Source organism: Pseudonocardia sp. OZ21 (assembly GCF_059359135.1).
Map to the genome: position 1 here is coordinate 238,447 of NZ_JCADBN010000005.1, position 23,176 is coordinate 261,622.

20 protein-coding genes are annotated in these 23,176 nt (G+C 74.0%); 6 read left to right on the plus strand and 14 right to left on the minus strand.

Translation table 11 applies throughout. From position 1 onward, the window contains the following. Positions 1-37: 37 nt before the first annotated feature. The gene (locus AC5L35_RS14115; RefSeq protein ID WP_495060068.1) at positions 38-1,273 is read left to right on the plus strand and encodes a Dyp-type peroxidase; all 1,236 of its coding nucleotides are present in this window, start codon (positions 38-40) and stop codon (positions 1,271-1,273) included. Here the strand turns inward: AC5L35_RS14115 and AC5L35_RS14120 are convergent. After that, positions 1,213-2,232, minus strand: coding sequence for an AraC family transcriptional regulator (locus AC5L35_RS14120; RefSeq protein ID WP_495060069.1), 1,020 nt, complete (start codon positions 2,230-2,232; stop codon positions 1,213-1,215). The genes AC5L35_RS14115 and AC5L35_RS14120 overlap by 61 nt on opposite strands. Positions 2,233-2,314: 82 nt before the next feature. Here AC5L35_RS14120 and AC5L35_RS14125 point away from each other — a divergent pair, with 82 nt between their 5' ends. Then, a complete protein-coding gene (locus tag AC5L35_RS14125; protein WP_495060070.1) occupies positions 2,315-3,151 on the plus strand; it encodes an NAD(P)H-binding protein in 837 nt (278 codons plus the stop codon). Positions 3,152-3,183: 32 nt separating this feature from the next. After that, positions 3,184-3,612, plus strand: coding sequence for a pyridoxamine 5'-phosphate oxidase family protein (locus AC5L35_RS14130; RefSeq protein WP_495060384.1), 429 nt, complete (start codon positions 3,184-3,186; stop codon positions 3,610-3,612). A 5-nt stretch (positions 3,613-3,617) separates the two neighbouring features. Here the strand turns inward: AC5L35_RS14130 and lexA are convergent, their stop codons facing one another. Further along, a complete protein-coding gene (gene lexA, locus AC5L35_RS14135; protein ID WP_495060071.1) occupies positions 3,618-4,280 on the minus strand; it encodes a transcriptional repressor LexA in 663 nt (220 codons plus the stop codon). 112 nt (positions 4,281-4,392) lie between these two features. Between lexA and AC5L35_RS14140 the strand changes: the two genes are divergently transcribed. Next, positions 4,393-5,175 carry a methyltransferase domain-containing protein gene (locus AC5L35_RS14140; protein WP_495060072.1) on the plus strand — a complete coding sequence of 261 codons (783 nt, stop codon included), beginning with the start codon at positions 4,393-4,395 and terminating at the stop codon, positions 5,173-5,175. Positions 5,176-5,194: 19 nt separating this feature from the next. On the opposite strand, the gene AC5L35_RS14145 is transcribed toward AC5L35_RS14140, so the two are convergent. From AC5L35_RS14145 to AC5L35_RS14185, 9 genes are all read right to left on the minus strand, one after another. Then, the gene (locus AC5L35_RS14145) at positions 5,195-6,850 is read right to left on the minus strand and encodes a PucR family transcriptional regulator (RefSeq protein ID WP_495060073.1); all 1,656 of its coding nucleotides are present in this window, start codon (positions 6,848-6,850) and stop codon (positions 5,195-5,197) included. A gap of 102 nt (positions 6,851-6,952) precedes the next feature. Continuing rightward, positions 6,953-8,059, minus strand: a complete 1,107-nt coding sequence (menC, locus tag AC5L35_RS14150; protein ID WP_495060074.1) for an o-succinylbenzoate synthase — start codon at positions 8,057-8,059, stop codon at positions 6,953-6,955. Beyond that, positions 8,056-8,949: a GNAT family N-acetyltransferase gene (locus AC5L35_RS14155; RefSeq protein ID WP_495060075.1), complete on the minus strand. Its 894-nt coding sequence runs from the start codon at positions 8,947-8,949 to the stop codon at positions 8,056-8,058. Before AC5L35_RS14155 ends, menC begins: the two co-directional genes overlap by 4 nt. After that, on the minus strand, positions 8,946-10,085 hold the full coding sequence (locus tag AC5L35_RS14160; protein WP_495060385.1) for a M20/M25/M40 family metallo-hydrolase: 1,140 nt from the start codon (positions 10,083-10,085) through the stop codon (positions 8,946-8,948). Before AC5L35_RS14160 ends, AC5L35_RS14155 begins: the two co-directional genes overlap by 4 nt. Positions 10,086-10,163: 78 nt before the next feature. Continuing rightward, complete coding sequence (locus AC5L35_RS14165; RefSeq protein WP_495060076.1) at positions 10,164-13,535, minus strand: serine hydrolase; 3,372 nt, start codon at positions 13,533-13,535, stop codon at positions 10,164-10,166. Continuing rightward, positions 13,532-14,533, minus strand: coding sequence for an ABC transporter ATP-binding protein (locus AC5L35_RS14170; RefSeq protein ID WP_495060077.1), 1,002 nt, complete (start codon positions 14,531-14,533; stop codon positions 13,532-13,534). The genes AC5L35_RS14165 and AC5L35_RS14170 overlap by 4 nt, the downstream gene beginning before the upstream one ends. Then, a complete protein-coding gene (locus AC5L35_RS14175; protein WP_495060078.1) occupies positions 14,526-16,463 on the minus strand; it encodes a dipeptide/oligopeptide/nickel ABC transporter permease/ATP-binding protein in 1,938 nt (645 codons plus the stop codon). Before AC5L35_RS14175 ends, AC5L35_RS14170 begins: the two co-directional genes overlap by 8 nt. 3 nt (positions 16,464-16,466) lie before the next feature. Further along, a complete protein-coding gene (locus AC5L35_RS14180) occupies positions 16,467-17,459 on the minus strand; it encodes an ABC transporter permease (protein WP_495060079.1) in 993 nt (330 codons plus the stop codon). 4 nt (positions 17,460-17,463) lie between these two features. Further along, positions 17,464-19,044 (minus strand): ABC transporter substrate-binding protein, encoded by a 1,581-nt coding sequence (locus AC5L35_RS14185; protein WP_495060080.1) that lies wholly within the window; start codon positions 19,042-19,044, stop codon positions 17,464-17,466. A gap of 338 nt (positions 19,045-19,382) precedes the next feature. On the opposite strand from AC5L35_RS14185, the gene AC5L35_RS14190 reads away from it, so the two are divergent. Then, on the plus strand, positions 19,383-19,841 hold the full coding sequence (locus AC5L35_RS14190; RefSeq protein ID WP_495060081.1) for a DUF2231 domain-containing protein: 459 nt from the start codon (positions 19,383-19,385) through the stop codon (positions 19,839-19,841). A 46-nt stretch (positions 19,842-19,887) separates the two neighbouring features. Next, positions 19,888-20,655 carry an FkbM family methyltransferase gene (locus AC5L35_RS14195; protein ID WP_495060082.1) on the plus strand — a complete coding sequence of 256 codons (768 nt, stop codon included), beginning with the start codon at positions 19,888-19,890 and terminating at the stop codon, positions 20,653-20,655. Positions 20,656-20,662: 7 nt separating this feature from the next. Here the strand turns inward: AC5L35_RS14195 and AC5L35_RS14200 are convergent, their stop codons facing one another. The 3 genes from AC5L35_RS14200 to AC5L35_RS14210 are packed head-to-tail and all read right to left on the minus strand — an operon-like array spanning position 20,663 to position 23,174. After that, positions 20,663-21,280, minus strand: coding sequence for a histidine phosphatase family protein (locus tag AC5L35_RS14200; RefSeq protein WP_495060083.1), 618 nt, complete (start codon positions 21,278-21,280; stop codon positions 20,663-20,665). Then, a complete protein-coding gene (locus AC5L35_RS14205; RefSeq protein ID WP_495060084.1) occupies positions 21,274-22,332 on the minus strand; it encodes a lysylphosphatidylglycerol synthase transmembrane domain-containing protein in 1,059 nt (352 codons plus the stop codon). The genes AC5L35_RS14200 and AC5L35_RS14205 overlap by 7 nt, the downstream gene beginning before the upstream one ends. Further along, positions 22,332-23,174 carry a class I SAM-dependent methyltransferase gene (locus tag AC5L35_RS14210; protein ID WP_495060085.1) on the minus strand — a complete coding sequence of 281 codons (843 nt, stop codon included), beginning with the start codon at positions 23,172-23,174 and terminating at the stop codon, positions 22,332-22,334. Before AC5L35_RS14210 ends, AC5L35_RS14205 begins: the two co-directional genes overlap by 1 nt. Positions 23,175-23,176: the final 2 nt, after the last annotated feature.

Here is a 23,176-nt window from a genome sequence, read left to right on the forward strand (position 1 = left end):
TCGTGAAACCAGTGGTGACGGACGACAGGGGACCGGCGTGAGTGTGAGCCGACGGAACTTTCTCAAGGGCGCCGCGGCGGGGGCGGCAGGCAGCGCGCTGGTCGGCGGCGTGCTGCTCGAAGGGGAGCACGTCGACTCCCGCCCGGCCGCGGGCGGTCCCCAGGTCGACGCCTCCTACCCGTTCCACGGTGAACACCAGGCCGGCATCCTCACCCCGGGTCCCCAGATCAAGCAGGGCTACTCGGTGGTCGCCGCCTATGACGTCGTGGAGGGCACCGCGAAACCGGACCTCGTGGGCCTGATGAAGACACTCACGGGGCGGGCGCGGCTGCTCACCGCCGGCGGTCCGCCACCAGACCTGGGCGTGTCGCAACCGCCCTCGGACAGCGACGTGCTCGGCCCGAACATGCCGGCCGACGGCCTGACCGTCACCGTCGGGCTCGGATCGAGCCTGTTCGACGACCGGTTCGGTCTGGCCGGTCAGAAACCGCGCTCGCTCACGCCGATGACGGTCTTCCCGAACGACTCGCCCGACCCGGCCTGGTTGCACGGCGACCTGTCGCTGCAGTTGTGCGCCAACCACCCCGACACCGTCCACCACGCGATCCGTGACATCGCCAGGCACACCCGCGGTGCCATGCAACCGCGGTGGAAGATCGAGGGCTACAACTCGCCGCCACGACCGTCCGGCACGCCACGCAACCTGCTGGGCTTCAAGGACGGCACCGCCAACCCCGTCGGCCCCCAGGCCGCCGAGCTCATCTGGGTGGACGACCCCGCCGAGCCGGGCTGGGCCCGCGGTGGCTCGTACCAGGTGATCCGGCTGATCCGGATGCTGGTGGAGTTCTGGGACCGGGTCTCCATCAACGAGCAGGAAACCATGTTCGGTCGTCGGCGCGACAGCGGCGCTCCCCTCGACGGCAACGCCGAGTTCGACATTCCCGACTACGCGGCCGACCCCCAGGGCGACGTCATCCCCCTCGACGCGCACATCCGCCTGGCCAACCCGCGCACCGACGCGACGGCGAACCAGCGGCTCATCCGGCGCTCCTACAACTACGACCTCGGCGTCGACCCGAACGGCGACCTCCAGTCCGGCCACATCTTCGTCGCCTACCAGCAGGACGTGCACCGCCAGTTCGAGACGATCCAGACCCGGCTCGTCGACGAACCACTGGTCGACTACGTCCAGCCGTTCGGCGGCGGCTACTTCTACGCGCTGCCGGGGGTCGCCGACCCCGGTGACTGGTACGCGCGCGAACTGCTCTCATAGGAAAGGGCGTCCGTCGACGTCGGGGAGGCGGCGGTCGCGGTGCGCCGGAACTCGCTCGGGCTGACCCCTCGGACCCGCTTGAACGCCGCGCTGAACCCGAAGGGGTCGGAGTAACCCACGGCGCGGGCGATCTCCGCGACGGTGGCCGTCCTCCGCTCGACCAGCAGGTCGGCCGCGAGTGTCATGCGCCAGCGGGTGAGGTACGTCAGTGGCGGTTCTCCGACCAGGTCGGCGAACCGCTTGGCCAGCGTCGACCGCGACACCCTGGTGCGTTCGGCCAGCGCGGAGACCGTCCACGGCGCCGTCGGGTCGGCGTGGAGCAGGCGCAGCGCCTCGCCGACCACCGGGTCCCGCTGGGCGGCCCACCACGCCGGAGGTTCGCCGCCGGGCCGGTCGAACCACGTGCGCAGCGTGCAGACCAGCAGCCAGTCCAGCAGCCGGTCCAGCACCACCTGCTGGCCGGGGGTGTCGGTGGCGACCTCGGCGGCGAGGTGGTCCAGCACCGGGTCGCCCGTGTCCCCCGGGTCGACGCGCAGCACGACGGGCAGTGCGTCCAGCAGCCGGCGGCTGATCTCGCCGCGCACCGGGTAGGCGCCGACGATCAGGGTCGTCGCGCCGTCGCCGTCGTCGCCGCAGTCGTTCCAACCGCGCCGATGCCGGGTGCCGCCCTGCTCGGGCGCCGCGCAGTGCTCGCCGCAGGCAACCGGCTCGGCCCGGGTCCCGACCTCGTCGACGAAGGTGAACGTCCCCGGTCCCCGCACGACGACCGTCTCGTAGGCGCGGAGCGGTTCCGGCGGGCAGTGCTCCGGCACGATCCAGCCCGCCCCGGTCAGGACGGTGCACAAGGTCAGCGGCGGGCCGTCCACGAAGTGCAGCGCCCAGGGCGGCGTCAGCGTCGAACTGCCGAACAGCGAGCCCTGGGCCCGCACGCCTCGGATCAGGTCGTCGAACACGTCCACCTCCGCGAGGTTAGACGAATGGACAGGCGATCCGGCTCCTCACCTATGGAATCGTCCGAGCCTGCCCCGTTCAATCGGTGTCATGAGCAACGGCACCACCCTCGTCCTCGGCGCCACCGGCAAGACCGGCCGGCGCGTCCTCCCCCGGCTGCGGGTGCACGGCACACCCGTGCGCGCTGCCTCCCGGTCCAGCCGGGTTCGGTTCGACTGGTCCGAACCCGGCGGCTGGGACGCAGCCCTGCAGGGCGTCACCGCCGTCTACGTGGTGGCCCCGCGCGAGCCCGGTCCGGCGCACGAGTTCGTGGCCCGGGCCGAGGCCGCCGGTGTGCAGCGCCTGGTCCTGCTCTCCGGCCGCGGCGCCGACACCTGGGGCGACTCCCCGTTCGGGCTGGACATGCGCTCGGCCGAGGACGCCGTACGCGGCTCGGCGCTGGAGTGGACCGTCCTTCGGTCGTCGAACTTCGACCAGAACTTCGACGAAGACGTCTTCCACGCCCCGCTCCTCGCCGGCGAACTGGCGCTCCCGGCCGGTGCCGTCCCCGAGCCGTTCATCGACATCGACGACGTCGCAGACGCCGCGGCCGTGGTGTTGACCGAGCCCGGCCGGCACGCCGGACGGATCTACGAGCTGACCGGACCGCGCGCGCTCACCTTCGCCGAGGCCGTCGACCTGATCTCCCGGGCGTCCGGGCTGCCCATCACCTACAAGCAGATCTCCCCCGCCGAGTACACCGCGGCCCTGATCGAGGACGGCGTGAGCGAGGGCGACGCCCACCACGTGGCCGAGATGTTCGTGCTGATGGAACGCGGGCTGATCGCCGCGACGACGGACGACCTCGCCACCGTGCTGGGACGGGCGCCCAGGACCTTCGAGGAGTACGTCGTGCGGACCGCAGCGGCGGGAGCCTGGCGACGATGACCGGACCCGATCCCTCTTCCCGGAAGGCCGTGATGAGCACCGACGCCAGTTCACTGACCGCCCAGGACCTCGAGTTCCTCCGACGCCCCCTGCACGGGTTCCTGTCCGTGGCCGGGGGGCCACTCCCGCCACAGCCCCGGCCGGTGTGGTTCGAGGCCACGGCCGAGGGCACGATCCAGCTGTTCACCGCCCCGGACTCGCTGAAGGTCCGGCGCCTGCGCCGCGACCCCCGCGCCTCGATCGTCGTCGCCGCCCCCGTCGGTGAACGGGAGCGCTGGGTGTCGGTCGCCGGCCCCACCACGGTGGAGCCTGACGGAGGGCACGATCTGGCCGCCCGCCTCGCCGCCCACTACTGGGGACTCGACAACCCGGCCCGAGCCGACGACCTCGCCGAGATCCTGGCCGCCGAGCAGGTTCGCCTCGTCATCCACCCGGAGACCGTGAGCCGCTACGTGTACTGACCTCTTCACACGCTGCGCAACACCGAGACGATGACGCCCAGCACAACGGACTCGTCGCCGTCGATGACGTCGTAAGCCGGGTTCCGCGGTTCGAGATAGACGTGCCCGTTGCGGCGGCGGTACACCTTCACCGTGGCCTCGCCGTCGATCATCGCGGCGACGATCTGACCGGAATGGGCCTCGGACTGCTGGCGCACCACGACCGTGTCGCCGTCGCAGATCGCGGCGTCGATCATCGAGTCGCCGCGGACCCGCAGAGCGAAGACGGTGCCGCGCCCGGCGAGGGCGCGGGGCAGCGTCAGAACGTCGTCGACGTGCTCATCGGCCACGATGGGAGTCCCCGCGGCGATATCGCCGACCACCGGCACGGCCACCGAGTCGTCGACGGCCTCCCGCGCTCGGGGCTCCTGCAGGAAGACGCGCACGTCGATCGGCCGGCACATCGCCGAGCCGCGCCGGAGGAAACCCTTCTCCTCCAGGCTCGCCACGTGCTTCGACACCGACGACGGTGACCGCAGTCCGACGGCGTCCCCGATCTCGCGCGTGCTCGGCGGATACCCGTACCGGACCACCCAGTCCCGGATCGCGACCAGGATCCGCTGCTGGCGCGGCGGCAGCGTCGAGGTGTCCAGGTGCTCGAACACATCAAGATCATCGGAGACGGGCACCTGCGGATGGTAGAGGCGGGGGCAGGCGGGTCGAGCCCCGGTGGGCGACGACGTGACCCAGGAGATGGCGCCCACGGCCCATCCGGTGCTTCTCAACTTCTAGGGTCGGTCCATGACGACGCTTCGGTTCGACGGGGACGCGGCGCGACGAACCGAGCGAACATATGCGAGCCCCGACGTCGTGGCGCAACGGGAACACGTGCTGTCCTTGCTTGCCCCGCAACCAGGAGAGCGGGTTCTCGACGTCGGATCCGGGCCGGGTTATCTGTTGGCGTCGATCGCTGAGGCGGTCGGCCCGGCGGGTGTGGTGCACGGCCTGGATCCGAGCCCGGCGATGCACGCGCTCGCCGCTGCTCGCACCGGTGCGATGCCGTGGGTCCACCTCGACGAGGGTGACGCCGTGTCGCTGCCGTACGCCGACGGCTCGTTCGACGCCGTCGTGTCGACCCAGGTCTACGAGTACGTCGCCGACATATCAGGGGCGCTCGGCGAGCTGCGGCGGGTCCTGCGGCCCGGTGGGCGGGCGTTGATCCTCGACACGGACTTCGACTCGCTGGTGTGGCACACGGCCGACCGCGAGCTGAGTCGACGGGTCCTCACGGCCTGGGATGAACACCTCGTGCACCCGCGCCTCCCGCAGACGCTGGCCGGGCTGCTGCGCCGCGCCGGATTCCTCGTCACGGGGCAGGACGTGCACGTGATGTTCAACCCGCAGCCCACGGAGGACTCGTACAGCGCCCACATGATGCAGACGATCGCGCGGTTCGTCGCCGGCCGGCAGGGCCTGACCGAGGCCGACGCCGCGACGTGGCTCGCCGACCTCCACGCGCGCAGCGACGAGGGCGACTACCTGTTCAGCGTCAACCGGTACCTGTTCTCGGCGACCGCAGCCTGACCTCACTCCATGCCGGTGGTCACGGCCGGCGGCGCGGTGGCGTCGGCATGACGACCCGCAGCTGGAGCATCGCGGCGAACCGCGCTTCCGGGTCCGTCAGGTCGATGCCGCCGACCTCGGTGAGGCGGCGCAGCCGGTAGCGGAAGGTGTTGGGGTGGACGTAGAGGGCTGCGGAGGCAGCGACGACGTCACCGAAGGCCTCGAGCCACGCCCGCAGGGTCTCCACCAGGTTCGTGTTGTGGTGCTGGTCGTAGGCGAAGAGCCGGGCCACCGGGCCGGTCGGGCGGTCACCGCGCGCCGAGACGAGGTCGCGCAGCTCCAGCACCAGAGCCTCGACTTGCACGTCGGACAGCCGGGCGACCCGGCGGCCGCGGCCGCCCTCCACGCGGAGCACCCGCAGCGCCCGGTCGGCGCTGGCCCGCGCCCCGGCCAGGCCGGCGGCGTCCTGCGCGGGTGGACCGACGCCGATGACGGGACGGGCCCGGTCGCCGACCCGGTCGAGGAAGTCGGCGGCGATCCGCTCGGCCCGCGCCTCGCCGTCGACGTCGGGGGCGACGGGCACGAGCCCGTACGCGACGTCCCCGACGAGCGCAGCGGCACAGCGCGGGTGTACCGCGCTGAGGTGCACGGCGAGGCCGTCGGCCAGCCGCTGCCGTTCGGTGGCCAGGTCGGCGTCGCCCGCGATGGAGCGGTCGGCGTCGGCGCGGCCGAGCGTCGCCATCGCGAGAACGACCACCGGCTGGTCGGCCAGACCCAGCCGGTCGAGGGCCTCGCGGGCGCCTGCTCCGCCCTCGAGCGCGGTGCTCACGAGGTCCGCGCGCAGCCTGCGTTCGACGTCGGCGCCCGCCCGGATCCGCAGCAGGTGCAGCGCCACGAGCCGCGCCGCATCCGCCAGTGCCTGGGTGCGGTCGGCGCTGAGCGGGGCGCGCACGGCGGCCCAGATCGAGCCGAGCGCCTCGTCACCGGCGCGGACAGCGACCGCTACACGCGGCAGGTCCACCCCGTCGAGGCCCAGGAGGTGCGGTTCGACGAGCACCGGCCGGTCGCTGCCGTAGAGCTCCCGGAACACCCCTCGTTGGGCGATCACCCGGGAGAAGCGCTCGGGGACCTGGCGGCCGAGGATCGTCTCCACGCGCGATGCGTCGGCCTCGTCCTGGCGCCCGGAGAACGCCAGGACCCGGAAGCTGAGGTCCTCGATGGTCACCGGCGCGTCGATGAGCGAGGCGATGGCGTTGGCGAGGGCGAACAGGTCACCGGACGGGATCCCGCCGAGGGTCTCGGCGCCGGCGTCGCCCACGTCGCCCTCTCCCAGCAGCGCGCGCAGCATCGCCGCGAGCTGCGCCCAGGACGCGCCGGGGGTCAGTCCCACCAGTGCCACACCGGACTCCTCGACCGCGGCGGCGACCTCGGGCGACACGGTCACGGGCCCGCGGACAACGAGCCCGGCGGCGCCGTGGCCGCCGAGCGTGCACAGCAGTTGCTCGATCTCCGCTGCCGCGCCGACGCCCACACCCAGCACGAGCGCGTGCCGCGGCAGCACCGGGTCCTCGAACGGGTCGTGGATCGCGACGCCCCCGATCGGGCCGGCCCGGCCCGGGTCACCGTGGAGGAGCTCCAGCAGCGTGCCGAGGTCGGCCAGCACACGGCCGAGGCCGCGCTGCGATCGCAGGTCCATCGAAGCAGCACCGCCCGGGGCCGACATAGGGAGCCGGTCGGGGAGTCTAGATCGCGCTGCTTCCTCGTGCCGGAGAAAGATCATCGCGGTGACCGCGGCACCTCACAGGGTCAGCCATTCCGTGCTCGTGGTGACCGCGGCCAGCGCGTCGGGAAGCGGCTCGACGCCGAGACCGGCCGCGGTCGGCACCGGCAGGTGGCCGTCCTCCAGCACGAACGGCGGAGTGATGTCCGTGAGGTAGTAGCGATCGGACGCGGACGTGTCGCCGGGCAGCGTGAAGCCGGGCAGCGCGGCCAACGCCACGTTGGCCGCCCGGCCCAGCCCGGTCTCCAGCATGCCGCCAGCCCACACCGGCACGCCGTGCGCCACGCACACGTCGTGGACGCGGCGCGCTTCGAGGTAGCCGCCGACGCGTCCCGGCTTGATGTTGACGATCGAGCACGCGCCCAGCCGGATCGCGTCCGCCGCGGCCTTTGCCGACGTGATCGACTCGTCGAGGCAGACCGGCGTGTCGAGGGTCCTGGCCAGCTCCGCGTGGCCCAGCACGTCCTCCTCGTCGAGCGGCTGCTCGATCAGCAACAGGCCGAACGGGTCGAGCCGGGCGAGGTGGCGTGCGTCGGCCAGGGTGTAGGCGGTGTTCGCGTCGACCTGGAGCAGCACGTCGTCACCGAAGCGCTCGCGCACGGCCCGCACCGGCTCCACGTCCCACCCCGGCTGGATCTTGAGCTTGATGCGGACGTAGCCCGCGTCCAGGTACCCGTCGACGGCGTCGAGCAGCTCACCGACCGAGCCCATGATCCCGACCGACACCCCGCACGGCACCCGCTCGCGGACGGCGCCCAGCTCCCGGGCCAGCGGCCGGCCCGCCGCCCGCAGCTCGGCGTCGAGCACGGCCATCTCCAGCGCCGCCTTCGCCATCCGGTGGCCCTTGAACCGGTGCAGCGCCGGCGCCACCGCGTTCGCGTCCAGCCGCTCGTGCGCCGCCAGCGCCGGGACGAGGTAGCGGCGCAGCACGTCGGCAGCGCCGTCCACGTACTCGGAGGAGTAGAGCGGGTCGGTCAGCGCCACACACTCGCCCCAGCCCTCCGCCTCGTCGGTGACGGCACGCAGGAGCAGCACATCGCGGGTCGTCTCGACGCCGAACGACGTGCGGAACGGCGCCACGAGCGGCATCCGGACCCTGCGCAGCTCCACCCCGGTCAGCTTCATCGGACCGCCCTCCCGGCGTCACGGTTGTGGGTGAGGACGTACCACCCGGTCTTGTCGAACCCCGCTACGCGGGCACCCCCCGCGATCGCCGGGGCGAGCACCTCGCGCATCGCCACCCGCCACTCCTTACCGGAACCCGCGTCGGCGGCCCGCAGCTCCTCGATGTCGCGCGGCACGGCCACCAGCAGGGTCTCTCCGTCGAGCGACCCGGCTACCGGCCCGTCGCGCTCCGAGCGGCCCAGCGCGACCACCGCCCCGGCGGCCTGCTCGGCCCGCGCGTCGCACCACCGGAACGACCCGGAACAGGCCGCGACGACGGCCGGGTCCTCGAGGTCCCAACGCAGCAGGAGCCGGTCGGTCTCGTCATCGCCGTTGATGCTGTCGTGCACACCGCCGTAGAAGTTGGGCAGGTACTCGACGGGATCGGCGGCGAGCTTGACCAGGTTGAAGTACGCGTTGCGGCGGACGAGCGGGTCGAACGTCCAGGTGACCGCCGAGACCCCCCGCCGCAGCGCCCACGCGCGCTGGTGCAGCTTCAGCGCGTACCCGACGTGGCGGCCGCGCCCGGACGCGGCCACGCCGGCGATGTGACTGTGCATCATCCCGTCAGCGGGCGCGCCGAAGAAGCCGACGCAGGCGCCCACCAGCTCCGCCCCGTCGAACGCGCCCGCGACGTAGTTGCCGCCCTTCGCGAGCGCACGCAGCAGCTCCGTGGTCACCGGCGGGTTGGCCGGGTCCGGCCGCCAGATCGCGTCGTAGAGCCGGTAGACCGCCTCCAGCCCGGTCAGGTCGGCGATCTCCCGCATCCGCACGCCGGCCGTGGCCGCGGCGGCCTCGGCTGCCACCCCCGCCCGGGTGGCCCCGTCTTCTTCTCCGTGGTCGATGGTCATGGTTCCGCCCGTGTCCGTCCTCGTCCGCGCTCCGCACCGCTCGTGGGCTCGGCGAGCAGGTCGTCCACCAGCGCGGCGACGAGCGCGGCGCGCCCCGGCAGCTCGTCGACGAGGACGTGCTCGTCGTCGGCGTGTGCGCCCCCGCCCGTCGCGCCGAGCCCGTCCAGTGTGGGGGTGCCGGCGCCCGCGGTGAAGTTTCCGTCCGAACCGCCGCCCACCGCGGCGCGGGCCGGCATCGGCAGCCCCAGCTCCGCGGCCAGCCGGACCGCGCGCGCGAACGGCTCCTCCGACGCCGCGGCCGCGAGCGGCGGGCGGTTCGGCCCGCCCGCCACCTCGACCCGCGCACCGGGAAGCACCGGTCGCAGCGCGCGGATCCCGGCGTCCACCCGCCGCTGCTCGGCGGTGTCCCGGACGCGGACATCGACCGTCAGCTCGCCCGACGCGGCGACCGTGTTAGCCGCAGAGCCGGCCGACAGGAGGGTCGGGGTGACCGTCGTGCCCCGCCCCGGGTCGGCCAGTGCGTGCACGGCGAGCACCTGGTGCGCCAGCTCGACGGTCGCGTTGATCCCGCGTTCGGGATCGAGCCCGGCGTGGGCGGCGCGGCCGGTGACGGTGATCCGGTACAGCGACACGCCCTTGCGCTCCGTCTTGAGCGCGCCCCCGTCGGCCGCGGCCTCCAGCACGAGCGCCGCGGCGCACCCGGCCGCCTCGGCCTCCACGAGCACGCGCGACGTGGGCGAACCCAGCTCCTCGTCACCGGTGACGAGGAGCGTCACCCCGGGACGTCCAGGCGCCGTCGCCCCCGCCAGCCGCAGCGCGTGCATCCCGATGACCAGCCCGGCCTTCATGTCGAAGCAGCCCGGCCCACGCAGCACCCCGGCGTCGACGCGGAACGGGTGGGTGGCGAGCGAGCCGACCGGCCACACGGTGTCGTGGTGGCCGAGCAGCAGCGCCCTCGGCGGGCCGTCGCCCAGCCGCCAGCGCAGGTGGGTGCGGCCCTCGGAGACGAGCCGCTCGGGCGCCACGCCGAGCAGCCGCGTGCCGACCCGAGCCACGGCGTCGGCGCTCGCCGCGACCGCGGCCAGGTCGGACGATGGCGACTCGCACGTCACCAGCTCCTCGACGTCGGCGAGCATCTCGGGGAGCGCGGCGTGCATGCGCGCGAGGATCGTGGTGCGGTCCGGACCGTCCCGCACCGTCTCGGAGCCCGGCACTCAGCTCACCCTCGGGGTGGCGCGCGCACCGAAGTGCACGTACCGCTGGCCGGTGGGCAGCTCGTAGAACGTCACGGGGATCCAGCTCTGCTCCGAGCCGGGCAGCCGCACCAGGAACACGTTCTCCTCGACCGCCACCAGTGGGTACTCCTGCGTCTCCTCGGGGACCAGCTCGGCGAGCGGGCCGATCACCGTCGTCCGCATCACGGGCCCGTCGGGGGCCTCGGCGACCTCGACCCGGACGCCCGCCCGCTCGTAGGTGCCCAGGTGCCGGGAGACGTCCACGGACACGGGCTCGGCCGGTGGGGTGGGCAGCCGGGGCAGCTCGACGTCGACGAGCTCGGCGAAGATCTCACGGTAGAGATCTTCGTGCAGGTCACGGTTGTTGCCGCCGTTGGTGAGCAGCGCTACGGCGAACCCCTTCGACGGCAGCAGCTCCAGGAACGCCGCCTGCCCGACCGTGTTGCCGCCGTGCCCGATGACGCGGTGGCCACCCCAGTCGTTCCGGATCCACCCGAGGCCCCACGAGTCGCCGAGCGTGTGTTTGTCGGGCAGGTCGGCCTGCTTGGACGCCATCTCCGCGGCGGCCGCCTCGCTGAGCAGCCGGGAGCCGTCGGGCGCGAGGCCACCGGTCAGGTGCAGGCGGGCGAAGCCGAGCAGGTCCGCGACGGTCGAGTTGATCAGCCCGGCCGGACCTGCCGACCGCTGGAGCGTCCAGACGGGGGCGCGTACGGGCTCGGCGCCGGGCTCGCCGACGTGTCCCACCGCGGCCCGGTGCAGCAGCGCCTCCTCCGGCAGCGTGCTCGTGCGCCGCAGCCCCAGCGGCTCGAAGATCCGTGTGCGCACCGCCTCGTCCCACGTGCCGCCGATGATCTTCTCGATCACCCGCCCGGCCAGCGAGAACCCCGAGTTGCAGTACGACCAGGTGGCGCCGAGCGGGTGGTTCTGCGCGACGTCGACGAGCTGGGCGACGTACTTCTCGAGGTTGTCGTCGCCGCGCCCGGTGTCGGTGAAGACGTCACCGTCGATCCCGCTGGTGTGGGTCATCAGGTGCCGCATCGTCACCCCCTTCGTGGCGTCGGGGTCGGCGAGCCGCAGCTCGGGCAGCACCTCCACGATCGGGGCGTCGAGGTCCAGCAGGCCCTCGTCGACGAGCTGCATCACGATGGTCGTCGTCCAGACCTTGGTGATCGACCCGATCTGGAACACCGAGTCGGCTGTGGTCTCGACACCGGTGTCGACGTTCAGCACGCCGTGCGCGCCCTCGACCAGCTCGTCGTCCCCGCCGGGGTGCAGGCGCAGGATCCCGAGGGTGGCGCCGGGGACGCCGTAGCGCGCGGCCAGTGCGGTGAGCCGCCGTTGCCAGTGCGCGGCGTCGATGCGCGGACGGCGCGGGCCGGTGGCGTCACCGGCGTACTGCTCGACCCAGTCGAGGACACGGCGGTTGACGTCCATCCGGTGGGAGGGACGGCCGTCGAGGATGAAGATGTGCGAGCCCTCCGGGTAGAGCACCAGCCGGGTCGGGACGCCCTGCTCCCGCAGCGCCGTGTGCCACTGCTGGGCCTGGCCGACCGGGCAGAGCAGGTCGGCCCCGCCGTGCACGATCAGCGTCGGCGTGCGCACCCGGTCGACGTGGGTCAGCGGGGACATCGCGGCGTACCGCTCGCTGTCCTCCCCCCACGGGCGGGCGCCCAGCTCGTACTCGCTGAGGAAGTGCCCCTCGTCGGAGGTGCCCGCCATGCTCGTGAGGTCGGTGACCACGCCACCCGCCACGGCGGCGGCGAACCGGTCGTCGCGGCTGGTCAGGTAGCAGGTCATGAAGCCGCCGTAGCTGTAGCCGGCCACGGCGAGGCGTCGCGGGTCGGCGGTCCCGTCGGCGACGAGGTCGTCGAGCGGCTCCAGGAAGTCCTTCGCGTCGGCCACGCCCCACCCGCCGCGGACCGCGTCGAAGAACCGCTCGCCGTAGCCGTCGCTGCCGCGCGGGTTGAGCAGCAGCACCGTCCAGCCCCGGGCGACCAGCTCCTGGTGGTAGAGGTGCACGTCGTCGGCAGCGGCATTCCACGCGTTGTGCGGGCCGCCGTGGACGTCCAGCAGCAGCGGCTGCGGCCCCGGTTCGGCAGCCGGGTCCCGGATCAGCCACCCGTGCACGACGGTGCCGTCGGAGATGGTGAACTCCCGCTCCTCCCGGGCGAACAGCTCGACGTCCGCGAGGCCCGCGCCGTGCTCGGTCCGGACGGTCTCCACACCGCTGGCGAGGTCGACCGCCACGATCTCGCCGAAGGAGGTCGGGGTGCCCAGCACGACCACGGCCGCGCCGCCCGCGACGGAGAGGCCCTGCACATTGCGCCCGGCCCCGCCGAGCACCGGCCGCGGGGTACCGCCGTCGTCGACAGGCACCGAGTAGAGGTGCGTGCAGCCCCGCTCCCTGGCGCAGAACAGCACGGTGCTGCCCTCGTCCACGAGCTGGGGAAGCGCTCCCGGGTAGGCCGGGCCGCCCGGCATCACGTTGCGGTCGAGCGGTGCGGCGAGGTCCACCGGCTCGCCGCCGTCGAGCGGCAGCCGCAGCAGCCGGTTGTGGCCGGTCGGTGCGCCGGTCGTGCCCACGACGAGCAGCGCCGACCCGTCGGCGGTCCACCCGACCGGCCCGCCGACCCCCTCGGTCAGGCCGACCGGCTCGGGGGTGGCGGCGGTTGCCGTGACGTCGAGGACGTGCACCGGCACCCGCAGCACCAGGTCCGCATCCCGGGCGGTCGCCGCGGAGAACGCGAGCCGCGTGCCGTCGGGCGACCAGGACGGGCGCCCGGCGTGCCAGTCCCCGTCGGTGACGCGGCGGCACCGCCCGGTGGCGAGGTCGAGCACGTGCAGATGGGTACGCACCGAGCGCAGCAGCCCGGCACCGTCGACCTGGAGGTCCAGGCGGTCGGCCACCACGGGCGCGGTGTCCCGCCGGGCGCGCGCCTCGTCGCTCTCCCCGGCGTCGGCGGCGAGGTCGACGGCAGCGGCGAACGCGATCCGCGTGCCGTCCGGGCTCCACACGGGCGCCCCGGCACCCGTCGGCAGCGTGGTCAGCGGCTCGGGCTCGCCGCCCTCGACGTCGAGCAGCCACACCTGCGGGGCGCCGTCGGCGGCGCGCAGGAACGCGATGCGGGTGCCGTCGGGCGACCACGCGGGCGCCGTGTCGGCGGGGCCACGGGTGAGCCGGCGGGGCCGCCCCTCGCGGGTGCCGACACCCCAGATCCCCCGGACGGTGCGGTCGGCGTCGGCGTCGACCGTGCGGAGGACGTAGACGACCCGGCTGCCGTCCGGGGACAGCGCGGGCTGCTCCGGCACGGCGATCGTCGTGAGGTCGTCGATCAGCTGGCGTCGGGTCACCGGGTGCTCCTCGGATCGATGGCGGCGTCGACGGGAACGTCGACGCGGTCTGCGTGCTCGGTGGTGTCGGGCGCCGCGAAGTGGCACGCGGCGCGGTGGCGGTGGCCGTCGGCCACGGGCTCGGTGGTCCGGCAGACCTCGCGGTCGGCCAGCACCAGCGGGCCCCGCGGGCAGCGGCGGTGGAACCGGCACCCGGGCGGCGGCTGGTGGGGGTCGGCAGGCTCCCCGTCGAGGCCGGCGGGCGGCTCCGCGACGGGCCCGGTCACGGCGGCGAGCAACTCGCGGGTGTAGGGGTGCTGCGGGTCGAGGAGCACGTCGTCGGCGGCCCCGTGCTCGACGATGCGACCGAGGTGCATCACCGCGATGTAGTCGCTGACGTACCGCACGACGGCGAGGTCGTGCGAGATGAACAACATCGATAGCGCGAGCCGCCGCTGCAGGTCGCGGACCAGGTTCAGCACCGTGCCCTGCACGGAGACGTCCAGTGCCGAGGTGATCTCGTCGGCGATGACCACGTCCGGGCGCCCGGCCAGCGCCCTGGCCAGCGCGACCCGCTGGCGCTGCCCGCCGGACAGCTGCGCCGGGTACACGCCGGCCCGGTCGGCGGGCAGGGCGACCAGGTCGAGCAGCCGGATGACCTCGGCCTGCCGGCCCGCCCGGCCGCGCACGCTGCCGCGGGGCAGCGCCTCCGCGATCGACGCACCGACGGTCATGCGGGGGTCCAGCGAGGAGTACGGGTCCTGGAACACCATCTGGAGCGGGCGGCGCCCCCTGGCGTGGTGCCCCAGCGGTTTCCCGTCCAGCAGGATGGCACCGCCCGCGATCGGGGTGAGGCCGACCGCGGCCCGCGCGAGCGTCGACTTGCCCGACCCGGACTCCCCGACGAGCCCGACGACGGACCCGGCCGGGACCGTGAGGTCCACGTGGTCGACCGCGGTCAGGCCACGCCTGCGGCTGCCGAACCGGACGGTGACGTCCTCCAGGCGCAGCTCACTCATGGACGCCGCCGATCCGCACGGCGACGGGCGTGCCCGGACGCCCCGCGACGTCGGCGTGCCAGCACGCGACCCGCCGGCCGCGGTCGTCTGCCAGGAGAGGCGGTTCGATCTCCCGGCAGCGGTCGTCGGCGAGGCCGCAGCGCGGGGCGAACGCGCAGCCGTCCGGCCACCGGGCAGGGTCGGGCGGCCGGCCGGGGATCACGGCGAGCGGCCGCTCCCGGTCGGTCGTCATGTCCGGCACCGCCGCGAGGAGGGCCCGCGTGTAGGGGTGCCGGGCCGAGGTGCGCAGCTCCGGGGCGGGCAGATCCTCGACGATGCGCCCGGCGTACATCACGAGCACCCGGGCACAGGTCTCGCGGACGACGCCGATGTCGTGGCTGATGAGCAGGAGCGCGGCGTCGTCGGCGGCGCGGACCGCGTCCAGCAGCGCCAGCACCTGCCGCTGCACGGTGGCGTCGAGCGCGGTGGTGGGCTCGTCGGCGACGAGGAGCGCGGGGCTGCCCATCAGGCCCATCCCGATCATCGCCCGCTGCCGCATGCCGCCGGAGAACTCGTGCGGGTACTGCGCGGCGCGCCGCGGCGCCCCCGGGATCCGGACGGCGCGCAGCCGGTCGACGGCGTGCGCCCACGCCCGTCTGCGGTCCATGCCCTGGTGCTGCTCGGCCACCTCGGCGAGCTGGCGCCCGATCCGCATCGCCGGGTTGAACGAGGTCATCGGGTCCTGGAAGACCATCGCCAGCGACGTGCCGAGCAGCCGCCGCACCTCCCGCACCTGCGTCGCCGTCGTCAGGTCCTCACCCAGGAACTCCAGACGGTCGGCATGCACCCGGCCCGGGTCGTCGACGAGCCGGGCGATCGCCAGCGCGGTGAGGCTCTTTCCCGACCCCGACTCCCCCACGATCCCGACGGCCTCGCCGCGCCGCACCGTGAGGCTCACCCCGCGCACCGGGGTGATGGGGCCGTCCGGGCCGGGGAAGCCGACCCGCAGGTTCTCCACCACGAGGACGGCGTCCTCGTCCCCGGCCGCCGGCACGGGCGGCGCCACCAGGTCCGGGCCGAGGTCCGCGCCGACCTCCCGGCCGCGCCGAACGACCGCGGCGCGCATCCCGACACCCTTCGCGATCGCCTCGCCGCACAGGTTGAACGCCAGCCCCGCGACCACCACCGCGGCGCCGGGGACCAGTGCCGCGGCCGGGTTGGCGTAGATACCGGTGAGCCCGTCGCCCAGCAGCCGTCCCCAGTCGTAGGCGGGGGCCTGCACCCCCATGCCGAGGAACGAGAGCCCCGCGAACGCCAGGAGGCACGCGCCCGCCGTCATCGTCGCGTTGATCACGAGCGGCTCGGCGATGTTGGGCAGGACGTGCCGGGTGAGCAGCCGGACGCGCCCGACGCCGGCCAGACGCGCCGCCGCGACGAAGTCGCGACCGGCGACCCCGGCCACCAGGGTCTGGGTGAGCCGGGCGAAGCCGGGCGCCACCGCCACCCCGATCGCCAGCAGCGCCCCGCTCGTGCCCACCCCGAACACCACCGCGAAGAACAGCGCGAGCAGCAGGCCGGGAAAGGCGACGGCGATGTTCAGCGCGGCGGTGACCCAGCGGCCCGCGCGACTGCCCAGCAGCACCGGCGCCGACCCGAGCAGGATCCCGGCCAGCACCCCGATCGCGGTCGCGAGCAGCGCCAGCACGATCGACAGCCGGGTCGCGACGAGGACCCGGAACAGGATGTCGCGCCCGAGTGCGTCGGTGCCGGCCCAGTGTGCGGCGGAGGGGCCGTGCAGGATCCGGGTGGTGTCCGGGGCGTCCGCAACGCCGGACCAGAGCACCGGGGCCACCACGGCGAGCAGCAGCACGGCCGCCAGCAGCACCACCGCGGTCAGGCCCAACGGGCTGCGCAGCGCCCCGGCCCACCGGGCCGCCGACCGTGACTCCACCGCTCAGCCCTCCCGGATCGTCGAACGCGGGTCGAGCAGCGCGAGCGCCACGTCGACGAGGAGGTTCACCAGCAGCACACCCGCGCCGTAGACGAGCACGACGCCCTGGGCGACCGGGTAGTCCCGGCCCACGATCGAGGCGACCATCGAGCTGCCCAGCCCCGGCCACGCGAAGACGCTCTCCACCAGCACGGTGCCGACGACCAGCCCGCTGAGCATCAGCCCACCGAGCGTCAGGGTCGCGGTCAGCGCGTTCGGCAGGGCGTGCCGCAGCAGCACGAGCCGGTCCGGCAGCCGCTTCGCCCGCGCCGTGCGGATGAAGTCGGCCTGCAGCACGGTGAGCGTCTCCACCCGCACGATCCGGGCGAGCACCGCCGCCGGGCCGAGCGCGAGCGCCACGACCGGCAGCACGTAGGAGGCGGGGCCGGACTGCCCCGCGACCGGCACCCAGCCGAGCCGGACGCCGAACACGTAGACCAGCCCGACGGCCAGCAGGAACTCCGGAACGGCCGCCACCACGACGCTGGTGGCGGTGAACCCCAGCTCGGCCCGGTGCCGCCGGCCGCCGCGGGTCAGTACCGCCATCCCGAGCCCGAGCGGGACGGCGACGAGTACGGCCAGCCCGAACGCGTAGACCGCGAGCTCGACGGTGGCGAGCAGGCGGTCCCCGATGATCGACGACACCGGCAGCCCGGAGGTCAGCGACGTGCCCATCTCCCCGGTGAACAGGCCCCGGACGTACCTCCCGTACTGCAGCCACAGCGGGGCGTCGAGGCCCAACGCGGTCCGCCGGGCGGCCACGAGCTCAGCGGACGCGGTAGGCCCCAGCGCGGCCCGCACCGGGTCGCCGGGGATCAGGTGGAGCATCAGGAACGCCGCGGTGACCAGCACCCACACCGACACCAGCAACCGGCCCGACCTGCGGAGTGCGAAGCGCAGCCACACGTTCTCGGTGCGGCACGCAGCGCCAGGAGCTCCGGCGATCGCGTTGGTCACCGGATCAGCCGCTGAATCGGATCGTGGCAGGCGCGACGCTGCCGTCGCTCAGCTCGAACGTCACGCCGTTCCCGAACACCGGTCTCGTGGCGTCCGCGAACGGCACGAGGTCCACGTTCCGCAGCAGCTCCCGTTCCGCCGCGGCCCACCTGTCGCAGCCGTCCGCGCCGGGGATCGCGGCCGCCGCCTGGGCCTCGGCCGTGTAGCCGGCGTTCTGGATGCCGGCGAAGTTGGTGCCGCCGGGGGGCGTCGGACCGGAGAGGAACGGCACCAGCTGGCTGGGCAGCGACACACTCAACGGGAGGAAGGCGGCGTCCCAGTCGGCCTGCCCGGAGACGAGCTGGCCGGTCTCGGCGTCCGCGCCACCCCGGAGCGTGACCTCCACGCCGACGGCGGCCCAGGCCTGCTGCAGCAGCTCGGCGGTGGCCTGCATGCCCGGGAGCACCGAGGTCGGGTAGAAGACCGACATCGACAGCCGCACGCCGTCCCGCGTGCGCACTCCGTCCGGTCCGGCCGGGAAGCCGGCGGCGTCGAGGCCTGCCCGTGCCGCGTCGAGGTCGTGCGCCGGGAGGTTCTGTGCGACCGCGCCGGTGCTGCACGGGCCACGGCCGGTGGACACGAGCCCGCTGGACGGCAGACCCGCCCCGCTGGTCAGCACCTGCGCGAGCTGGCCGAGGTCCAGTGCCTGCGTCAGCGCCCGCCGGACCGCCGGGTCGGCGGTGGGCCGCCCGGCCTCCTGGTTGAACCAGAGCTCGCCTGCCGGGGCGAGCGCGTCCCGCGCGAACAACCCCATGCCCTGCAGGCGCTGCCGGTCGGGACCCAGCACCGCCGCGGCCTGCACCTCGCCGGAGGCGAGCAGGTTGGCGGCGGTGGTCTCGTTGGCCACCACCCGCAGCACGACCTTGTCCGGCAGCCCCGGCTGAGCGGGGCTCCAGTCGCCGGGACCCCACGCGTACTCCGGGCGCCGGGTCAGCGTGTAGTGGTCGCCGGGCACGGCCTCGGTCATCGTGTACATCCCGCTGCCGACGGCACCGCGGGCGAGCAGGCTCCGGTCGGCGATCCCCTTCGCGCACACGATCTGCAGGCCGCCGACGCTGCGGCCGAGGAATGCGTCCGGCACCGGCGACGTGACGGTCACGGTGCGCGTCGCGTTGTCGCCGGTGGCGCTCGCACCGGGCGGCACGAAGACGCCCACGCGGGTGGACGCGTTGCGCGTGTCGCCGACGAAGCTGATGTTCGCCGCCACGTCCGTTGCCGTCAGCGGGCTGCCGTCCGAGCACGTGACGCCCTCGCGCAGGGTGTACGTCGCCGTGGTCGTGGTCGCGTCCCACTTCTCGGCGAGGCCCGCCACCATCTCGCCGTTCTCGTCGATGTCGACCAGCGAGTCGTAGAGGAACTGGCCCACCTGGAACGCGCTCGACAGCGACGTGAAGTGCGGGTCGAGGTTGCCGGGGTCGGCGGGCAGCACCATCACGAACGTGCCGTCGGCCGCGGCCCCTCCTCCGGTGGCCGTGCCGCCGCTGCCGCACGCGGCAAGGGTCAGCGCCAGCGCGCCGGCAGCAGCGAGGGCCGCGGAAGATCGCATCGTGCCTCCACTCAAGATCGGTGGATGCGGAGCATGCCGGGACAGATCGCGGCTGTCCTGGTCCCGGGACACGAACCGGAAGCGTCTTTCTCGTCCGCCACAACCAACACGCACGCCGCTCCGCCGCCCAGGGCGCCCAGGCTGACGAGATGGCCCGCCGGGCCCCGGACCACCCCGAGACGCACGCGTTCGCCCCCGCGAGGGCCAAGACCCGCATCTCGCAACGATCACCGGGCCCCCGCTCCCAAACCGGGCGACTCGCACACCCGAAACGGGCGACTCGCGGGGCACGGGATTTCGTCCGTTACGGGGGGCCGCCGATGGTCCAGGATGCTGCCGTGCTCTTCACAGTCGCAGGCGTCCCAGCGCATCCGCTCCTCGTCCACGCGGTGGTGGTCCTGATCCCGCTCGCCGTGCTCGGCGCCGTCGTTCTCGCGGTGCGACCGGCGTGGGTCCGGCCGTACGGGCTGCTCGTCGCCGCGGTGGCACTGGCGGGAGCCGTGACGGCGACGCTCGCGAAGCTGGCGGGCGACCAGTTGGAGGCGGCGATCGACGTCACCGCGGAGTTCGCGCCGGTGATCGCGCAGCACGGGCAGTTCGGCCTGTTCACGGTCGTTGCGGCGTGGCCGTTCGCGGTGCTCGCGACCGCGGCGGCCGCGCTGGGACGCCGGAGGAGCGGTGCGGCGGCGCGGGTCGTCGGGGCGCTGTCGGCGGCGTCGGGCCTGGTCGCGATCACCGTCACGGTCCTCGCGGGGCACTCGGGTTCGGCAGCCGTCTGGGGCTCGGTCACGGGCTGACCCGTTCTGGATCTTTCGCCTCGCGGGCTCCGAGTAGGGTCGTCGCATGCTCCGCCGCGTCCGCGGGATCGCGCGATCTCTGGCCATGTACCACGGGGTGCCGGGCAGGCACCGACGGATGGTCCAGTTCTACGGCCAGTTCCTCGGGCCGGGTGACATCGCCTTCGACATCGGTGCCCACGTGGGCAGCCGGGTGCGCGCGTGGCGGAAGCTGGGGGCGCGGGTGATCGCGGTCGAGCCGCAGCCCGACTGCCTGCGCGTCCTGCGTCTCTTCTTCGGCCGCGACCGCGGGGTGACGATCGTGCCGGAGGCTGTCGGGGCCCGGGCGGGGCGGGCGCAGCTGGGCCTGTCCACCGCCACGCCCACGGTGTCCTCGATGTCACGTGACTGGATCGACTCGGTCACCACCGACAGCAGCTTCGCCCGGGTCCGGTGGGACCGCGCGGTCGAGGTGGAGGTGGCCACCCTCGACGACCTCATCGAGACCCACGGCCTGCCGGCGTTCTGCAAGATCGACGTCGAGGGCTTCGAGGTCGACGTGCTCCGTGGGCTCACGCGGCCGCTGCGCGCGCTGTCCTTCGAGTACCTGCCCCCCGCGCACGACGCCGCACTCGCCGCGCTGGACCTCGTGGAACAGCTCGGGACCGCGGCGGGCGGGTACGAGTACAACTACTCGCCGATCGAGACCATGCGGTTCGCAGGTGACCGCTGGCTCGACGCGGCCGAGCTGGTGTCGCTGCTCGACCGCTTCCGGCCGCTGGGCCGGTCCGGGGACGTGTACGCCCGCCTGGTCCGGCCGGCCGCAGCGGCCTGACCGGACGTCAGCAGTCGGCCGTGTCGCGGCCGTCGAAGGGACACGGGTCGTTGAACGCCAGCAGGAGTGGCACCCGGCCGCTGGTGTCGATCCGGCAGATCGCGGCGTCGCCGAGGAACATCCGCCAGGCCACCTCGTGGCTCACCCCCAACGCCCAGGTGACAGCAGCCTTGATCGGGGAGACGTGGCTGACCACCACGACGTCACCGCGCGCGGCGTCGTCGACGAGCTCGGCACAGGCCTCGTGCACCCTCGCGCACACCGTGGCGAGGGACTCGCCGCCTGCGGGCACGAACTCCGCGTCTTCCCGCCAGGTCCGCCACGACCCCTCGTCGAGTGCTGTGGCCGGCCTGCCGTCCAGCTCGCCGTAGTCCATCTCGATCCACCGCGCGTCGACCTCCACGTCCTCGGCGTCCATGACGCCGGGAGGGGCACCGGCCAGCACGGCGGCGGTGTGCCGGGCGCGCGCGAGCGGACTGGACACGATCCGGGACGGACGCGGGAGCGCCTTCGCCAGTGCGCGTGCCTGCCGCTCCCCGAACTCGTTCAGCGGCGGGTCGGCGCGGCCGAGCAGGAGCCCTTGCGCGTTGGCGTCCGTCTGTCCATGCCGGACGAGGATCAGCACTCGCGCCACACTAGTCGCGTGGGACGCGGCGTCCATTCGACGCTGCTCTCCGTCACGGGTTCCACAGCTGCCACCACCTCAGCGGCAACCAGTTCGGGCCGGCGAGCCGACGACGAGCGCAGAAGCCGGACGATCGGACGCCGCAGCAGCAGCACGCCGACACCGGGAAGACACGCGATCAGGCTGAGCACCCCGTACACCACGGCGGTGGTGAGCCCCTGCGTGGCGTCGAACCCCACCGCGCCGAACGCGACCGCGGTGACGGCTTCGCGAGGACCCCAGCCTCCGACGTTGAGTGGCAGCGCCATGGCGAACAGCGCGAGCACCAGCAACGGGAGCAGGTCACCGAGCGGCGCCTCGGATCCCGCGGCGCGGGCGGCGACCACGAAGAGCGCGAGGTAGCCGACCAGAGCGGCCACGGACAGCAGGACCAGCCCGGGCAGGATGCCGCGGGAGAGCACTCCGGTCCGGACGTCCGCGAGGACGGTGCGCAACGCGACGCGGACTCGCGACGCGCGGGCCCCGCGCATCGTCCAGATCCCGAGCGCGACGACGGCGGCGAGCGCGGCGAGCGTCCAGACGAGGGCTCCGTGGCCGATGTCCAGGCCGCCCACCGTGGCCGCGAGCAGGGTCGGCTGCGCGAGCAGCACACCCATCCCGACGACGATCAGCACCACCAGACCGACGACCCGTTCGAACACCACCGCACGGACGCCGCGCCCGACGTCGCCGGACAGCCGGCCGTGGTTCACCGCGCGGTGCACGTCGCCGAGCACACCGGCGGGCAGTACGGAGTTGAGGAACAGGGCCCGGTAGCAGTCCGCCACCGCCGTGCCCAACGGCAACCGCAGGCCGACACCGCGCGCCACGAGGCACCATCGCCAGGCGCTGAACACCGTGGTCAGCAGGCCGATGCCGAGTGCGGCGAGCACCGACCCGGAGCCGATCGACCGGAGTCCGTCGACGACGGCGCCGGTACCGAGGTGCGCCGCGAGTGCGGCCAGGATGCCGATGCCCGCGAGTACCCGCACGTAGCGCCAGAGCCACCCCATCACGACGCACCACCCGGGACCGCGAGCACGTCGACGTGGCCGACCTCGACCAGCAGCTCACCGTCCACGGAGGCCTCGAGCCTGCGCCGCAGGTAGGCGGCGGCATGCCGCTCGAGGTCCGGCTGCTGCTCGCACGCTGCGGCGATCCAGCCCCGCAACCACTCCTCCGCGAGCTCGGCCTGCTCCGCACCGAGACGCCACGGGCTGGGCCTGGTCTCCACCACCGCTCCCCGCGCGGCGAACGCGGCGGCCGCGGCGGAACCGGCGTCCGGCCCGAGCAGTCGCCTGCCGTCGACGGGGCGCCGTTGATGGGCGTCGAAGGCGGCCGCGAACACGGCGTCCAGCGGGTCGAAGGGGGCGATGTCGACACTCCCGCTGACGGTGAGCGTCAGCAGCGCGGCACATCCGGCCTCGACGCACGTGGTGGCGAGGCCGTCCACCTCGTCGGAGGTGAGCAGGTCGAGCACGGCGGACGCGGTGAGCAGCGACGTCCCGTCGAGCTCGGTGGCGCGCAGGTCGGTGAGGTCCCCCTCCTCCGTCCGCGTGGTGACCGGAGCGCCGTCGGCTGCCTCGCCCGGCGTGTTGGCCCCGGCGTAGGACAGGAGTCCGGTGTCTCGGTCGCGCAGGATCCAGAGCTGCGGTCCGGGCAGGCGGCCGGCGAGCCAGCGGCCCATCGAGCCGGTGCCGCAGCCGAGGTCCCGGATCACCGCGGGAACACCGGGCCGGGCGGTGGCCTCCAGGTGCGCGCGGACCAGCTCGACCAGCTCAGTGGACCGGGCCGACGCGTCGGCGCCCTCCCGCAGCGTCAGCCAGTCCGGCGCACAGACGGGCGATCCGGGCACGC

Excerpts from the sequence above, each read along its gene's own strand:
- AC5L35_RS14160 (WP_495060385.1), bottom strand. The coding sequence starts at position 10,085 with ATGCTCGCCGACGTCGAGGAGCTGGTGACGTGCGAGTCGCCATCGTCC.
- AC5L35_RS14205 (WP_495060084.1), bottom strand. The coding sequence starts at position 22,332 with ATGGGGTGGCTCTGGCGCTACGTGCGGGTACTCGCGGGCATCGGCATC.
- AC5L35_RS14195 (WP_495060082.1), top strand. The coding sequence starts at position 19,888 with ATGCTCCGCCGCGTCCGCGGGATCGCGCGATCTCTGGCCATGTACCAC.
- AC5L35_RS14140 (WP_495060072.1), top strand. The coding sequence starts at position 4,393 with ATGACGACGCTTCGGTTCGACGGGGACGCGGCGCGACGAACCGAGCGA.
- AC5L35_RS14145 (WP_495060073.1), bottom strand. The coding sequence starts at position 6,850 with ATGGACCTGCGATCGCAGCGCGGCCTCGGCCGTGTGCTGGCCGACCTC.
- AC5L35_RS14185 (WP_495060080.1), bottom strand. The coding sequence starts at position 19,044 with ATGCGATCTTCCGCGGCCCTCGCTGCTGCCGGCGCGCTGGCGCTGACC.
- menC (WP_495060074.1), bottom strand. The coding sequence starts at position 8,059 with ATGAAGCTGACCGGGGTGGAGCTGCGCAGGGTCCGGATGCCGCTCGTG.
- AC5L35_RS14130 (WP_495060384.1), top strand. The coding sequence starts at position 3,184 with ATGAGCACCGACGCCAGTTCACTGACCGCCCAGGACCTCGAGTTCCTC.
- AC5L35_RS14170 (WP_495060077.1), bottom strand. The coding sequence starts at position 14,533 with ATGAGTGAGCTGCGCCTGGAGGACGTCACCGTCCGGTTCGGCAGCCGC.
- AC5L35_RS14155 (WP_495060075.1), bottom strand. The coding sequence starts at position 8,949 with ATGACCATCGACCACGGAGAAGAAGACGGGGCCACCCGGGCGGGGGTG.
- AC5L35_RS14125 (WP_495060070.1), top strand. The coding sequence starts at position 2,315 with ATGAGCAACGGCACCACCCTCGTCCTCGGCGCCACCGGCAAGACCGGC.